Raw genomic sequence first — 15,259 nt, 5'->3', positions numbered from 1 at the left:
TCTAAGGCAGGGGGCGACCCCTGCCTTACCTTGCCGGCGGGCTTTTCCGCCTTTCACTTCTTAAAAATTCGAGGGCACCGCGATGGACGCCATTCTTTTGCAACTTCTTAACGGGTTGGACAAAGGTTCAGCCTATGCGCTCATCGCGCTTGGTCTGACGTTGATTTTCGGCACGCTGGGTGTCGTGAACTTTGCCCATGGGGCGCTGTTCATGATCGGTGCCTTCTGCGCCGTCACGCTAAGCAAGATTTTCACGCTCAGCCATAAGGCATCGGAACCCTCCGGCGTCGATTTTCTGGGCAAGCCGAAATACGAGGACATTCTCTATATCAAGGACTGGTTCGGAGAGACCGCCGGTGCCTGGATGCTGGATTGGTCCGTTCCCCTGTCGATCCTCTTTGCCGTGCCGATCATGCTGGCCATCGGCTTTGTCATGGAGCGCGGGTTGATCAAACATTTCTACAAGCGCCCCCATGCCGACCAGATTCTGGTGACCTTCGGTCTGGCGATCGTGCTGCAAGAGGTGATCAAGTATTTCTACGGCGCGAACCCGATCCCTACCTCCGCCCCGGAGGCGTTTCGCGGGTCGTTCGACTTTGGCGTGATGCTGGGCTTTGATCCCAATGCGATCATCTACCCCTACTGGCGCCTGATCTATTTCGCTTTCTCGGCCGTGATCATCGGCGGCGTTTTTGCCTTCTTGCAGTTCACCACCTTTGGGATGGTTGTGCGCGCCGGTATGGCCGACCGCGAGACCGTCGGTCTGCTGGGCATCAACATCGACAAACGTTTCACCATCATGTTCGGCATCGCCGCCGCGGTCGCCGGTCTGGCCGGTGTCATGTACGCGCCGATCAATTCGCCCAACTACCACATGGGTATGGATTTTCTGGTGCTGAGCTTTGTGGTCGTCGTGGTCGGCGGCATGGGGTCGCTGCCCGGTGCCGTGCTGGCGGGGTTCTTGCTGGGCATTCTGGAAAGCTTTGCCTCTATGAACGAGGTCAAGAACATCCTGCCCGGTATTGACCAGATCATCATTTACGTTGTCGCGATACTCATCTTGCTGACACGCCCCCGTGGCCTGATGGGCCGCAAAGGCGTGATGGAGGAATAACCCATGCACTCACTCACGAAAAAAGACTTTCTCCTGCTGTTGGTGGTGGCATTCCTGACCATGGCAGCCCCTATCATCCTCAACCCCTTCCCCGCCGGATCAGGGCTGGCGCAGTTCAACGCGGGCTACCCCGACCTGATGCAACGCTTTGTGATCTTTGGCATCTTTGCCATCGGGTTCAACATTCTGTTCGGACTGACCGGATATCTCTCTTTTGGTCACGCGGCCTTTCTGGGGGTCGGTTCCTACTCTGCCGTGTGGATGATGAAGCTCTTGTCGATGAACGTGATCCCCGCGATCCTTTTGTCGGTGATCGTGGCGGGGCTCTTCTCTGTCGTGATCGGCTTTGTCTCGCTACGCCGATCGGGGATCTACTTTTCGATCCTGACGCTCGCCTTTGCGCAGATGTCGTTCAACCTTGCCTATTCGGTGCTGACGCCGATCACCAATGGCGAAACCGGCCTGCAAATCGCGCTGAGCGATCCGCGTATCCTTGATGGGGCGAATGCACCCAGCTACCCCAATCTGTTCGGGGCGCAAATGAATGCGGCGACGACGCTGGATTTCGGGGCCTGGTCCTTCACCTTCTCGGTCGGGTATTACCTTTGTGCCGTGATCATGCTGCTGGCGTTCTATATCTCGATCCGCGTCTTCCGGTCGCCTTTCGGCATGATGCTGCGGGCGGTGAAATCGAACCAGCAACGGATGAACTACACCGGCCTGAACACCAAACCCTACACGCTGGCGGCCTTTGTCATCTCTGGCATGTATGCCGGTCTGGCCGGTGGCCTGCTGGCCGCGATGGACCCGCTTGCCGGTGCTGAACGGATGCAGTGGACGGCCTCGGGCGAGGTGGTTCTGATGACCATCCTTGGTGGTGCGGGCACCCTTCTGGGGCCGGTTCTGGGCGCGGGCTTTATCAAGTACTTCGAAAACATCTTTTCCAAGATTAACGATAACGTCCTGCACGGTTGGTTCGCCTTTATGCCCGACGGGCTGGAAGACACGCTGATCACGCTGATCCACCCCTTTGTGGGCAAGGGCTGGCACCTGACGCTGGGCCTGCTGTTCATGCTGGTCGTGATCTTCCTGCCCGGTGGTCTGGTCGAAGGCGGTCAACGTATCGGTCGCGTGTTCCGCCGCAAGGACCGGAACGCCGGATCGGTCGAGGCAGACGCCGCCGCACAACGCAACACACCCCCAGCCGAATAAGAAGGAGCTGAACAGATGGCCATTCTCGAAGTCAAAAATGTCGGCAAACGTTTCGGCGGGTTGCAAGCGCTGAGCGACGTGAACCTCAGCGTCGCGGAAAACTCGGTCCATGCGATCATCGGGCCGAACGGGGCGGGCAAATCCACGCTGCTGAACTGTCTGGTGGGCAAGCTGATCCCCGATACCGGATCGGTCATGTTCGACGGGCAGTCGGTGCTGGGGCGCAAACCCTACGAGATCAACCAGATGGGGATTTCCCGCGTATTCCAGACGCCCGAGATCTTTGGTGATCTCAGCGTGCAGGAGAACATGATGATCCCCTGCTTTGCCAAACGTGACGGGGCGTTCCAGATGAACGCGCTCACCGCCATGTCGAGCCAACGTGACGTGATCGAAAAAGCCGAGGAGATGCTGGTCGAGATGAAGCTCGCCGACAAACGCCACATGCACGCGGCCTCTATGTCGCGCGGCGACAAACGTCGGTTGGAAATCGCGATGTGCCTGTCGCAAGATCCGCGCCTGCTGCTGCTGGATGAACCCACAGCGGGCATGGCGCGGGCCGATACCAACAATACCATCGACCTGCTGAAACAGATCAAGGACGAACGCGACATTACTATCGCCATCATCGAACACGACATGCATGTGGTGTTCTCGCTGGCGGAACGGATCACCGTGTTGGCCCAAGGCACCCCGCTGGTCGAAGACACCCCCGACAACATCAAAGGCCACCCCAAGGTGCGCGAGGCGTATTTGGGCGAATCCCAGGACGCCGCCTGACGCGTGGGGGCTCCCCCTCCCGCGTCGCCCCGCACCAGAGGCTTTGCAAGGACAAGACTATGAACACGAAACCCGATTTCTCGAACAGCGCCAACCACGCCGCTACCGCCCCCGCCTATCTTTCGGTCTGGGACATCCACGCCTATTACGGCGAAAGCTACATCGTGCAGGGCGTCAGCTTTAACGTGCACGAAGGTGAGATCCTGGCGCTTCTGGGCCGCAACGGGGCGGGGAAAACCTCGACCCTGCGGGCCATCGCGCAGATCGGCGACCCCGAGTTGCGCAAAGGCGAGGTCTGGCTCGACCACCAGCCGCTGCACAAGATGGCCAGCCACGAGGCCGCCGCCAACGGTCTGGCGCTGGTCCCCGAAGACCGCCGCATCATCGCGGGTCTCACGGTCGAGGAAAACCTGCAACTGGCGCAGATCGCCCCGCCCATCGGCTGGTCGCTTGACCGCATCTACGAATTGTTTCCCCGCCTCAAGGAACGCCGCAAGCAAGAGGGCGTGACCCTGTCGGGCGGCGAACAACAGATGCTGGCGATTGCCCGTGCGCTGGCCCGTGACATCAAGGTGCTGCTGCTGGATGAACCCTATGAAGGGCTTGCCCCCGTCATTGTGGACGAGATCGAAAAGACCCTGTCGCTGATCAAATCCCAAGGCATCACCACCATTCTGGTCGAACAAAACGCGGTGCGTGCGCTTAAACTCGCGGATCGTGCGGTGATCCTTGATACCGGTGGCGTGGTGTTTGACGGCACCGCCGAAGAGGTGCTGAACAACGCCGAACTGCGTGCCGAATATCTGGCAATCTGACGGCCAAGCCTCGACGCGCGCGGGAAAACTAGACGAAACATATGTTTCACACCGGCATTTTCCCGCGCCCGCGTCCCCCTGTCACATCCCCCATATCCCTCGCCCCGATCCGCTGCCCGATCCCGCGCTTTGCGCGGCCAAGCTTACGTTAGGCAACTGCTTGCTTTTCATGGCTGCGCCCATGCCCTATAAGGCAGCAATTCAAGGGCACAGGCAGCGCCCGATCGACTTAGACTGGCTGAGGAAAATATGACAAAAAACACCCATGACGCCGATGTGGCTTTTATCCAGGCGCTCGCCGAGTTGCTGAATGAAAACGATCTGACCGAATTGCAGGTCAAGCGGGATTACGCCGAGGATGACAGCCTGAATGTGCGCGTTAGCCGTAAACCCCCACAACAAATCGTCGCGCCGCAACAGGCGCAGTCGGCCCCTGCACACTATGCAGCGCCTGCCCCCGCGGCCTCCGCCCCAGCAGCGGCAGCAGCCCCTGCCGCAGACAACAGCGACCCGGCGGATCACCCCGGCGCAGTCGTCTCTCCGATGGTGGGCACCGTCTATATGCAAGCCGAACCCGGCGCGCCCGCCTTTATCTCTGGCGGGACAAGCGTTTCCGAAGGCGACACGCTGTTGATCGTCGAAGCAATGAAAACCATGAACCACATTCCTGCGCCACGCTCCGGCACGGTCAAGCGGATCTTGGTAGAAGACGGCGCCGCCGTTGAATTCGGCGCGCCTTTGGTGATCCTGGAATAAGGCGAAACCCATGTTCAAAAAAATCCTAGTCGCAAACCGCGGCGAGATCGCGTTGCGCGTGATCCGTGCGGCCCGCGAGATGGGCATCGGGTCTGTCGCCGTCCATTCGACGGCTGACAGCGATGCGATGCATGTACGCATGGCAGACGAATCTGTCTGCATCGGCCCGCCCTCTTCGCAGCAATCCTATCTGTCGATCCCGTCGATCATCGCCGCCTGCGAGATCACCGGTGCCGAAGCGATCCACCCCGGATACGGTTTCTTGTCGGAGAACGCGGGCTTTGTGCAGATCGTCGAAGACCACGACCTGACCTTCATCGGCCCCACAGCGGAACACATCCGCATCATGGGCGACAAGATCACCGCCAAAGACACCATGAAAGAGCTTGGCGTGCCCTGCGTTCCCGGTTCTGACGGCGGCGTGCCCACATTGGCCGACGCCAAGCGTATCGGCGAGGAAATCGGCTATCCGGTGATCATCAAGGCGACCGCCGGTGGGGGTGGCAAGGGCATGAAAGTGGCGCAATCCGCCGCTGAAATGGAACGTGCCTTCATGACCGCCCGCGCCGAGGGTAAATCGAACTTCGGCAATGACGAAGTCTATATCGAGAAATACCTGACCACACCGCGCCACATCGAGATTCAGGTCTTTGGCGACGGCAAGGGCCGTGCTGTCCACCTGGGCGAGCGTGACTGTTCGCTGCAACGCCGTCACCAGAAGGTTTTCGAAGAGGCCCCCGGCCCGTCGATCACCGCCGAAGAACGCGCGCGGATCGGTAAAGTCTGTGCCGATGCGATGGCCAACATCAACTACATCGGTGCCGGCACGATCGAATTCCTCTATGAAAACGGCGAATTCTACTTCATCGAGATGAACACACGTTTGCAGGTGGAACACCCTGTGACCGAAGGCATCTTCGGGGTCGATCTGGTGCGTGAACAGATCCGCGTTGCTGCCGGTTTGGAAATGTCCTTTACGCAAGGAGACCTGCAGATCAACGGCCACGCGATCGAGGTCCGGATCAACGCCGAGAAACTGCCGAACTTCTCGCCCTGCCCGGGCAAGATCACGCAGTATCACGCCCCAGGTGGGCTTGGTGTGCGGATGGATAGCGCGCTGTATGACGGCTATAAAATTCCGCCCTATTACGACAGCCTGATCGGCAAGCTCATCGTCCACGGGCGCGACCGCCCCGAAGCGCTGGCGCGTCTGCGTCGCGCCTTGGGCGAGCTGATCGTGGATGGGGTCGATACCACGGTGCCGCTGTTCCACGCGCTGCTGGACGAACAGGACGTGCTGACAGGGGATTACAACATCCACTGGCTAGAGCATTGGCTTGAAACCAACCTGGGCAATGCCTGACCTCACGCCCGAGCTGTTATTACACGGCTATTCCATCGGGATTTTCCCCATGGCCGAACACCGCGACGACCCAGAGATTTTCTGGGTCGATCCGCGGCGTCGGGGCGTCTTTCCCCTCGACGGGTTCCATATCTCGCGGTCCCTGTCGCGCGCGATGCGGCGCACGCGCTTTACCATCACCACCAACACCGCGTTCAACGACGTTGTCACCGGCTGCGCTGACCGCGCCGACACTTGGATCAACGCCGAGATTTTTAGCCTTTATGCCCAGCTACACGCGCTTGGTCATGCCCACGCCCTTGAGGTCTGGGAGGATGACATGCTGGTGGGCGGGGTCTATGGCGTCACGCTGGGGGGTGCGTTCTTTGGCGAAAGCATGTTTTCAAGGCGCGACAACGCGTCCAAGATCGCGCTGGCCTGTCTGGTAGACCGGCTGAACCGCGGCGGGTTTACCCTGTTTGACACACAGTTCCTGACCCCGCATCTGGCGTCCCTTGGCGCGCAAGAGATCACCCGCGCGGCCTATCACGCACGGCTAGAGATGGCGTTGATGAAAACGGCAGATTTCACAGCGCCCGCTGCGGCCAGCCCTCAGGACGTAGTGCAGCGGATGACCCAGATGTCATAGCGCGGATGCTCCAGCGCCGACAACGCGGGGGCAGAGGCGATCATCCAGCCTGCGAAAAGCCGGTTCTCGTCGCCCGTCTCGACGATCTCGAGCTCGGCATAGGCGTCGCCCGCAGGGTTGCCCGACGGATAGCGACATTCGTTCATCGTCACATTCAGATTGCCCACGCGCGCCGTTTCGCCACGGCGCATTTCAACGTCACGCGACACACCCGATACCTTGTCGAGCGCCCGCAAAACTCCGCCTTCAGCGCTGGCCACCTGCTGTGCCTGCACCGGTGCGGCCAATATGGCGAGCATCATCAATATCTTGCGCATCACATGGGTTCCTTGAACGTCAAAGGGCGTTGCCAGCACAGCCGGGCTGCCGCAGTAGCGCGCGCCCGATCACGGGGCGCGTGCGTGGCGTTTATTCGGGCTGCCACGCCTCGTAGTCACCGCGGTCCGCAGGCTTTTCGCGGCGGATCGATCCTGCGGGCGCATAGGCCAGGGCGGTGCCGGTCAGGTTCTCTTGGTGGGGCTTTTCCCAGGTCTTATGCGCCAGCGGACGCGCCTCGGGGGTTTCATCCCACGAATGGTGCAGCCAGCCGTGCCAATCCGCGTTGACGCGCGTCGCCTCGATCTCGCCGTTGAAGATCACCCAACGTTTGCTGCTGTCCGCGTTGCGGTAGTACACATTGCCTTCGGCGTCTTCGCCGACCTTGATGCCCTTGCGCCACGTGAACAGTTGCGTGTTCAGCGTCTGGCCGTTCCACCACGTCACGCCGCGCAAAAGAGAGTTGAGAATGCCCATAGAGGTCTCCTGAAGCTTTGATGGATATATGCACCAAGGCCGCGCAAAGGTCTAGCGGGCTTCGGGGCACATAGCCGCGGTTTTCAGCCGGGTAGGCAGGCGGTGACTTCGATTTCGATGCGGTATTTGTCGTCGATCAGCCCGCATTCGATCATTGTCGCGGCGGGCGGCGCGTCGCCAAAGACCTCGGACAGGATCGGCCAGCAGGGTTCGAACTCTGCGCGGTCGGGCAGATAATAATTCACGCGCACCACATCCGCCATGGTGCAGCCTGCCTCGCGCAGGGCCCCTTCGATGGTCGCAAGGGCGGCGCGGCACTGGTCGGTCACGGTGTCGCCTTGCCCCACGGTGCCCGCCACATGGACAAAGCCCCCCGCCACAACGGCGCGGCAGTAGCCGATCTTGGCTTCGAATTCACCGCCGGAAAAAATACGTCTTGTCATGATGCGCCTCTTGTCTGTCATGCCTGACCCTGTCAAAGCGCCTGCCCTTGCTAAGGTCAAGCGACAAAGCGGCGGCCCCCTGCCAGATACGAAAAAGGCGCACCATCGCTGGCGCGCCTTGATCAGATAACATGCATGCGATGCCTAGCCGGCGGTTGCAGGCTCTTTCTCGGCGTCGGCGTGGATCATCAGCGGTGCCGCGTCAGAGGTCACCGCCTCTTCGTTCACGACCACCTCGGTGACGCTGTCCATGCCGGGCAGATCGAACATCGTGTTCAGCAAGATGTCTTCGAGGATAGAGCGCAGACCACGGGCACCGGTTTTGCGTTCGATGGCGCGTTTCGCGATCGCCAACAGCGCGTCATCGGTAAAGGTCAGCTGCGTATCCTCGATCTCGAACAAGCGCTGATACTGTTTGACCAACGCGTTTTTCGGTTCGGTCAGGATGGTGACCAGCGCGTCCTCGTCCAGATCCTCAAGCGTCGCCAGAACCGGCAGACGGCCTACGAATTCAGGGATGAGGCCGAACTTCAGCAGATCTTCCGGTTCGAGGTCGGTGAAAATCTCGCCAATGCCGCGGGCATCCTGATCGCGCACATCGGCACCAAAGCCCATAGCGGACCCTTTACCGCGCGCGGCAATGATCCGGTCCAGACCGGCGAAAGCACCGCCGCAGATGAACAGGATGTTCGTGGTATCCACCTGCAGGAATTCCTGCTGCGGATGCTTGCGCCCGCCCTGCGGCGGGACAGAGGCCACGGTGCCTTCCATCAGTTTCAGCAAGGCTTGCTGCACGCCTTCGCCGCTCACATCACGGGTGATGCTGGGGTTTTCGGATTTGCGCGTGATTTTATCAACTTCGTCGATATAGACGATGCCGCGCTGTGCACGCTCGACATTGTATTCAGACGCCTGCAACAGCTTGAGGATAATGTTTTCAACATCTTCCCCGACATAGCCCGCTTCGGTCAGTGTCGTCGCATCGGCCATGGTAAAGGGCACATCCAGAATACGCGCCAGCGTTTGCGCTAGCAGCGTCTTACCGCAGCCCGTGGGCCCGATCAGCAGGATGTTGGATTTCGCCAGCTCGATGTCCCCACCCTTCTGGGCGTGGTTGAGACGTTTATAGTGGTTGTGCACGGCAACCGACAGCACCCGTTTGGCCATCGCCTGCCCGATCACGTAATCGTCCAGAACATCACAGATGTCTTTCGGGGTCGGCACACCATCGGTGGCTTTCAGCCCCGAGGCTTTGGTTTCCTCGCGGATGATATCCATGCAAAGTTCGACACATTCGTCACAAATGAAGACAGTCGGACCTGCAATCAGCTTGCGCACCTCATGCTGACTTTTGCCACAAAAGCTGCAATAAAGTGTGTTCTTGCTGTCGCCGCTCGAAGTATTAGCCATTTCAACCCTTTCAGGTCTGTCGTTTGATCGTGTCCGCCATAGGGCAGCCATCTATATATTTTTTTGCTCGGTGCCAGCTTAGGCCAGCGGTGCGTGGTCCACAATCGCAAAATAACGGGCCACGCACGCCTTATTTACTTGCCTTTTTTGTCGCCATCTTTAGGCGCATCAGGATCATCCATCTTGCCGCGGTTCTCGACGATCTCGTCGATCAGGCCCCAGTCTTTGGCTTCTTCGGGCGACATGAAGTTGTCACGCTCAAGCGCTGCTTCGACTTTTTCCAGCGGCTGGCCGGTGTGTTTGACATAGATCTCGTTCAGGCGCGTTTTCAGCTTTTGCGTTTCCTGCGCGTGAATCATGATGTCCGTCGCCTGACCCTGATACCCGCCGGAGGGCTGGTGGACCATAACGCGGCTGTTGGGCAGCGAGAATCGCATGCCTTTTTCGCCCGCTTGCAGCAACAGCGACCCCATGGATGCCGCCTGCCCGATGACCAGCGTGGACACCTTTGGTTTGATGTACTGCATCGTGTCGTAGATCGACAGGCCAGAGGTCACAACGCCGCCGGGGCTGTTGATATACATGGAAATTTCCTTGGAGGGGTTCTCTGCCTCGAGGTGCAGAAGCTGTGCCACGATCAGCGACGACATGCCGTCATGCACAGGCCCGTTGAGGAAAATGATCCGCTCTTTCAGCAGACGCGAGAAGATGTCGTACGCACGTTCGCCCCGGCTGGTTTGTTCAACCACCATAGGGACCAGCGTGTTCATATATGTATCATGTGGATCGTTCATAAAGCCTGCCTGATATTGCCGTTCGCCGGACCATACCCGCGAAACCTTGGCTTAAGATTAATCGCGCCACCTAGGGGGTTCAAGGGGGGCAGGACCGATCATCCCCTTGGCTTTGGATTTGGCCCTGCGCCACCGCCCTGCCCCGCTGATCTGTGCCGCGGATACCGGCAGCCAATTTTCGCCCACATCCCGCCCGTTCCTGCGCTAGGGTGGCGCGCAGTACGGCCCACCGCCGCGCGCCCTGTCACAGAACTGTCATGAAAGCGGAACACATTTGTAGCACATCGCGACGACATAAGGCGCAACCGCGAGTCACCTCGCCAGACGCACTGCCCGACACAATAAAGGAATAGCCATGACACGTCGCCAAATCCTCGATGATCCCGAAATCGGCAACAAGGCCGAAGCCTTTGAAGCCTTCGACGACATCCCCACCAACCCCAATCTGCAGCGCACCATCGGCGATGTGATCAACGCGCGCTACGGACGCCGCGACATCTTGCGCGGCATGCTGGGGGTCACGGCGACAACCGCATTGTTCGGGACCTCGGCAATGGTCGCGCCGCGTCAGGCAAGTGCCGCCACCGCCGACAGCCGCTATGTCTTTGACGAACTGGCATGGGGCAATGACGAAACCCATCATGTGGCCGACGGCTATGACGCCAATGTGCTGCTGCGGTGGGGCGATCCGATCACCGCCGACGCGCCCGAATTCGACGTGATGAACCAGACCGCGGCGGCGCAGCTCAAGCAGTTCGGCTATAACAACGACTACGTGGGCTTTGTCCCGCTGAATGACGATGGCAGCCGCGGGTTGCTTTGTGTGAACCACGAATACACCAACGAAGAGGTGATGTTCCCCGGTCTTGGCCGTCAGGACCGCGCGCAGTTTTCCGGCATGACGCCCGCGCTGATCGACATTGAAATGGCCGCCCACGGTGGTTCGGTGGTCGAGATCGCCAAGGACGACGCCGGGGTCTGGCAGGTGGTGCGCGACGGCAAGATGAACCGCCGCATCACCCCGCTGGACACCGCGATGACCATCGACGGCCCCGCCGCGGGCCATGCGCGGATGAAGACCAACGACGACCCCGACGGGGTGAATGTGATCGGCACGCTGAACAACTGCGCCGGCGGGCTGACCCCTTGGGGGACGTGGCTCATGGCCGAAGAGAACTTCCACGGCTATTTCTGGAGCGACCAGCTGGACGCCGAAGGCAAACCAGTGATCGCCGATGACCATCCCGAAGCCGCGTCCTACAAACGCTATGGCGTGCCGGGCATGTGGTACGCCTGGGGCGCGCAATACGACCGTTTCAACATCGATAAAGAGCCTCTCGCCCCCAATAAATTCGGCTGGGTGGTCGAGGTGGACCCGATGGACCCGACCTCTACCCCCGTCAAACACACCGCTTTGGGCCGCTTCCGCCACGAAGGTGCGGAAACCACGGTCAGCAGTGACGGGCGTCTGGTGATCTATATGGGCGACGACAACCGCTTTGATTACCAGTATAAATACGTCTCGGGGGGCAAGGTCTCGGACGACCGGGCGGCCAACGCCAAACTGCTGAGCGATGGCACGCTTTATGTCGCGCGCTTTGACGAAGATGGCACGGTGACCTGGCTGCCCCTGACCCACGGCACCGGTCCGCTGACGGCTGAAAACGGTTTCAATGACCAAGGCGACGTGATGATCGACACGCGGATCGCCGCCGATCTGCTGGGCGCGACCCCGATGGACCGCCCCGAAGACGCGCAGCCCCGTGGTGACGGCACGGCCTATATCATGCTGACAAACAACACAAAACGCAAAGAGGATGAGGTGAACGCCGCCAACCCGCGTGCCGACAGCAGCTTTGGCCACATCATCGAGATCAAGGAAGACGGCGGCAACCACGCGGCGACGAAAGGACGCTGGTCGATCCTTGTGAAATGCGGTGATCCGTCGGTGTCGGACGTGGGCGCACAATGGAACCCTGAAACCTCCGACAACGGGTGGTTCGGCAGCCCCGACAACTGCGCCATCGACGCAGATGGCCGCCTGTGGGTCAGCACGGATCAGGGCAGCAACTGGGCCAAGACGGGCAAGTCGGACGGGCTTTATGCGGTCGAAACCGAAGGCGAGGCGCGCGGCACGTCCAAGCTGTTCTTCCGCTGCCCCGTCGGCGGAGAGATGTGCGGCCCCTACTTTACCGACGACGGCGAGACGCTGTTTGTCGCCGTGCAGCACCCCGGCACGGACGGGACCAAGAACATCCCCGGGTTCGAGCGTGAAAGCACCTTTGAAGATCCCGCCACCCGCTGGCCCGATTTTGATCCCAAGATGCCCCCGCGCCCTGCGGTGGTTGTGGTCACCAAACAGGGCGGCGGCAAGATCGCCGTCTGACGCCCCGACCCTATTCCAACCAAATTCATTTCAAAATCTCTGCGCCCAAGGGTTCCCCCCCTTGGGCGCAATTTCTTTGTCGCTCCGGTAAATGCGAATCATCTTTACAAAACTAGTTTTATAGTTTTGTTTGATGCTATGACAGAACATCAAACAACTGCCCGCGCCCTCGCCGCCCTTGGCCATGATACCCGCCTCGCGATCTTTCGCCTGCTTGTCCGCGCCGGTGAAGACGCGCTGACCGTGGGGGAGATCGGTGCCCATCTGAACGCGGCCCCCTCCACCCTTGCCCATCACCTTGGGGCGTTGGTCGATGCGGGGTTGATCATCCAGCGCCGTGACGGGCGCAACATCGTCAACCGCGTCGATTTCGACGTGATGCGGGCGACGCTTTCATTTCTCACCTCCGAATGCTGCACCGGCGTTTCGCTCAAGAAGGAGTCCGCCGCATGACCGACCTGCCCCACCCCGCGCGCAGCCCGCTCAGGTCGCTGGCCCATCACATCTGGACGCAAGAACGCGTGTGGCTGGTCTGTATCGCGGTGCTGGCCGCTGTCGCAGCCCTTGATGCGCCGCTTGCCGTGACCAGCGCGCAATTTACCGCGACCAACCTGCTGGATGTCGCGCCGTTTCTGATCCTGTCCATCGCGGTTGCCGCCTACGCGGGAGCCACGGGAGCCGACGGGCTGATCGCGCGGGCCTTTACCGGATCACCCGCCGTGATGATCGCCATTGCAGCACTGGCCGGTGGCGTCTCGCCCTTCTGTTCATGCGGGGTGATCCCCTTGATCGCGGCGCTGCTGGCGATGGGGGTGCCCCTGTCCGCCGTCATGGCCTTCTGGCTGGCGTCGCCCGTCATGGACCCATCGATGTTCGTGCTGACCACCGGCGTTCTTGGGGTGGAGTTCGCGGTGGCCAAGACCATCGCGGCCGTCGGGCTCGGGGTGTTTGGCGGGATCATTGTACATCTGCTGTCCCGCGCGGGTGCGCTGGCCGACCCGCTGCGCGACGGCGTGGGCAATGGCGGCTGTGGCGCGTCGAAGGTCCGCACATCGCACCCCGTGGTTTGGGCCTTCTGGCACGACAAGACGCGATCCGCCAAATTTCTGCGCGAGGCCGCCAAGACCACGATCTTCCTGACCAAATGGCTGACGCTGGCGTTCCTGCTGGAAAGCCTCATGCTGGCATGGATTCCCGCAGAGCTGGTGACCCGCGCCCTTGGCGGCAGCGGGCTGGCCCCGATCGGGATCGCGACCTTGGTGGGGGTGCCGGCCTATCTGAACGGCTATGCCGCGCTGCCGCTGGTGGGCGGGCTGATCGGACAGGGCATGGCCCCCGGTGCAGGTTTGTCGTTTCTGGTCGCGGGCGGGGTGACCTCCCTGCCCGCGGCCATCGCCGTCTGGGCCTTGGTCAAACGCCCTGTCTTCGCGCTGTATATCGGGATCGCACTGACAGGGTCATTTGCCTCGGGGCTGCTGTTTCAACTTTGGGCGTCGCTGTGACGCCCGAAGCGGGGCTTATTCTGCCAGACAGCTGGTAAAAGCTGCTGCCAGATCGCGCAGCAAAGCGGGGTACATGTCCACCCCCGGCTCAAGCGCGGCGCCAATCGGATCAAGCGAGGCGGATTTCAGCGCCGTGCCGTCTTGCAGCGCCTCGACCAGACCGGCGTTGAACTGGGGCTCCGTAAAGACGCAGGCGGCCTGCGTGTCCTTTACCACATCGCGTACCTCGGCCAGACGCGCGGCACTGGGGGCGGCCCCATCGCTCAGCGAGATCGCAGCACTTGCCTCGACATCAAAGCGGGCTTCGAAATAGTGATAGGCGTCGTGGAAGACGACAAACTTCTGCCCCCGAAGCGGCGTCAGCTCGGCCTGGATACCGGCTTGAAGATCTACCAGCTGCGCTTGGGCCCGCGCAGCGTTATCTGCGTAAAGCTCTGCGTTTTCAGGGTCTTGCGCGGACAATCTTACAGCAATAGCATCCAGCCAGACGATTGCGTTCTGCGGATCTAGCCAGATATGCGGGTCCAGCGCGCCGGGTGCATGATTGTGCCCTTCGTGGGCGTCTGCCTCTTCATGTGCCTCATGGTCGTGGCCATCGTGATCTGCGTGGTCATCGTGACCTTTGTGGTCATCATGGCCTTCGTGATCGGCGTGGTCGTGCCCTTCATGATCCCCGTGATCATCGTGCCCCGCGTGGTCGTCATGACCGTCGTGATCTTTGTGATCCTCGTGGTCGCCATGACCTTCGTGAGCCGAATGGTCGTGCCCTTCGTGATCAACGTGCCCCGCGTGATCATCATGACCGTCGTGATCATCATGACCTTCGTGATCTCCGTGATCATGGGCTTCGAACGCAACGCCGCTGCGGTTGGTCAGCAGGCGGATACCCTCTACGTCTTGCAAGGTCAGACGTTCGGCCCCCTGCGCCAGACTGCTCATCGGCTCTTCAAGCCACGGAGCCAGTGACGGACCGACCCAGACCACCAGATCGGCCTTGGCCACCGCGCGCGCCTCGCTGGGGCGCATGGCATAGCTGTGGGGAGACGCGCCGGGCGGGATGATCAGATCGGGGCTGCCTGCACCCTGCATGACCATAGAAACCAACGAATGTACCGGCGCGATATCGGTGGCGACACGGGGCACCTCTGCATGGGCCAGACCGGCAGAGAAAAGTAGGGTTGTGCAAAGCAGGCGGCGCATTGGCGGGCTCCTATTAATGTTATACTATAACCTTGATAGATCACACGTTATAACATATCAATAC

At 60.6% G+C, this 15,259-nt stretch carries 16 protein-coding genes; 10 read left to right on the top strand and 6 right to left on the bottom strand.

All coding sequences use genetic code 11. The annotated features are described in order from the left end of the window. The first annotated feature begins 82 nt into the window (after positions 1-82). The 7 genes from SJY36_RS06655 (at position 83) to aat (ending at position 6,668) form a co-directional block, all read left to right on the top strand. Positions 83-1,114, top strand: a complete 1,032-nt coding sequence (locus SJY36_RS06655) for a branched-chain amino acid ABC transporter permease (RefSeq protein ID WP_009826721.1) — start codon at positions 83-85, stop codon at positions 1,112-1,114. A 3-nt stretch (positions 1,115-1,117) separates the two neighbouring features. Next, positions 1,118-2,326, top strand: coding sequence for a branched-chain amino acid ABC transporter permease (locus SJY36_RS06650; RefSeq protein ID WP_005852794.1), 1,209 nt, complete (start codon positions 1,118-1,120; stop codon positions 2,324-2,326). A gap of 15 nt (positions 2,327-2,341) precedes the next feature. Continuing rightward, positions 2,342-3,106: an ABC transporter ATP-binding protein gene (locus SJY36_RS06645; RefSeq protein WP_005852793.1), complete on the top strand. Its 765-nt coding sequence runs from the start codon at positions 2,342-2,344 to the stop codon at positions 3,104-3,106. Positions 3,107-3,165: 59 nt separating this feature from the next. Then, complete coding sequence (locus tag SJY36_RS06640) at positions 3,166-3,921, top strand: ABC transporter ATP-binding protein (protein ID WP_005852792.1); 756 nt, start codon at positions 3,166-3,168, stop codon at positions 3,919-3,921. Positions 3,922-4,170: 249 nt separating this feature from the next. Further along, positions 4,171-4,677, top strand: a complete 507-nt coding sequence (accB, locus tag SJY36_RS06635) for an acetyl-CoA carboxylase biotin carboxyl carrier protein (protein WP_386173787.1) — start codon at positions 4,171-4,173, stop codon at positions 4,675-4,677. 10 nt (positions 4,678-4,687) lie between these two features. After that, positions 4,688-6,040: an acetyl-CoA carboxylase biotin carboxylase subunit gene (gene accC / locus SJY36_RS06630; RefSeq protein WP_386173785.1), complete on the top strand. Its 1,353-nt coding sequence runs from the start codon at positions 4,688-4,690 to the stop codon at positions 6,038-6,040. Then, entirely contained in the window at positions 6,033-6,668 is a 636-nt protein-coding gene (gene aat / locus SJY36_RS06625; RefSeq protein WP_386173783.1) for a leucyl/phenylalanyl-tRNA--protein transferase, read from the top strand. The genes accC and aat overlap by 8 nt, the downstream gene beginning before the upstream one ends. On the opposite strand, the gene SJY36_RS06620 is transcribed toward aat, so the two are convergent. The 5 genes from SJY36_RS06620 to SJY36_RS06600 form a co-directional block, all read right to left on the bottom strand. Beyond that, positions 6,632-6,985: a DUF2155 domain-containing protein gene (locus tag SJY36_RS06620; protein WP_386173781.1), complete on the bottom strand. Its 354-nt coding sequence runs from the start codon at positions 6,983-6,985 to the stop codon at positions 6,632-6,634. The two genes, aat and SJY36_RS06620, sit on opposite strands and share 37 nt — an antisense overlap. A gap of 91 nt (positions 6,986-7,076) precedes the next feature. Next, positions 7,077-7,460 (bottom strand): NADH:ubiquinone oxidoreductase subunit NDUFA12, encoded by a 384-nt coding sequence (locus SJY36_RS06615; protein ID WP_005852787.1) that lies wholly within the window; start codon positions 7,458-7,460, stop codon positions 7,077-7,079. Between the two features lie 83 nt (positions 7,461-7,543). Then, entirely contained in the window at positions 7,544-7,903 is a 360-nt protein-coding gene (locus SJY36_RS06610; RefSeq protein ID WP_005852785.1) for a RidA family protein, read from the bottom strand. A 144-nt stretch (positions 7,904-8,047) separates the two neighbouring features. Then, on the bottom strand, positions 8,048-9,313 hold the full coding sequence (clpX, locus tag SJY36_RS06605) for an ATP-dependent Clp protease ATP-binding subunit ClpX (protein ID WP_005852783.1): 1,266 nt from the start codon (positions 9,311-9,313) through the stop codon (positions 8,048-8,050). A gap of 134 nt (positions 9,314-9,447) precedes the next feature. Beyond that, positions 9,448-10,107, bottom strand: a complete 660-nt coding sequence (locus SJY36_RS06600) for an ATP-dependent Clp protease proteolytic subunit (protein ID WP_009826714.1) — start codon at positions 10,105-10,107, stop codon at positions 9,448-9,450. A 355-nt stretch (positions 10,108-10,462) separates the two neighbouring features. Here SJY36_RS06600 and SJY36_RS06595 point away from each other — a divergent pair, with 355 nt between their 5' ends. The 3 genes from SJY36_RS06595 to SJY36_RS06585 all read left to right on the top strand — a co-directional run bounded on the left by SJY36_RS06595 (position 10,463) and on the right by SJY36_RS06585 (position 13,995). Further along, on the top strand, positions 10,463-12,493 hold the full coding sequence (locus tag SJY36_RS06595) for a PhoX family protein (protein ID WP_386173779.1): 2,031 nt from the start codon (positions 10,463-10,465) through the stop codon (positions 12,491-12,493). 138 nt (positions 12,494-12,631) lie between these two features. Beyond that, positions 12,632-12,946, top strand: coding sequence for a helix-turn-helix transcriptional regulator (locus SJY36_RS06590; protein ID WP_132996782.1), 315 nt, complete (start codon positions 12,632-12,634; stop codon positions 12,944-12,946). Then, positions 12,943-13,995, top strand: a complete 1,053-nt coding sequence (locus SJY36_RS06585; protein ID WP_386173777.1) for a permease — start codon at positions 12,943-12,945, stop codon at positions 13,993-13,995. The genes SJY36_RS06590 and SJY36_RS06585 overlap by 4 nt, the downstream gene beginning before the upstream one ends. Before the next feature lie 15 nt (positions 13,996-14,010). Here the strand turns inward: SJY36_RS06585 and SJY36_RS06580 are convergent, their stop codons facing one another. Further along, entirely contained in the window at positions 14,011-15,195 is a 1,185-nt protein-coding gene (locus tag SJY36_RS06580) for a zinc ABC transporter substrate-binding protein (RefSeq protein ID WP_386173775.1), read from the bottom strand. Positions 15,196-15,259: the final 64 nt, after the last annotated feature.

The organism is Sulfitobacter sp. R86518 (assembly GCF_042466275.1).
Classification (GTDB): domain Bacteria; phylum Pseudomonadota; class Alphaproteobacteria; order Rhodobacterales; family Rhodobacteraceae; genus Sulfitobacter; species Sulfitobacter pontiacus.
The sequence above is the reverse complement of the archived record's forward strand: the minus strand, read 5'-3'. Positions and strand labels throughout refer to the sequence as shown.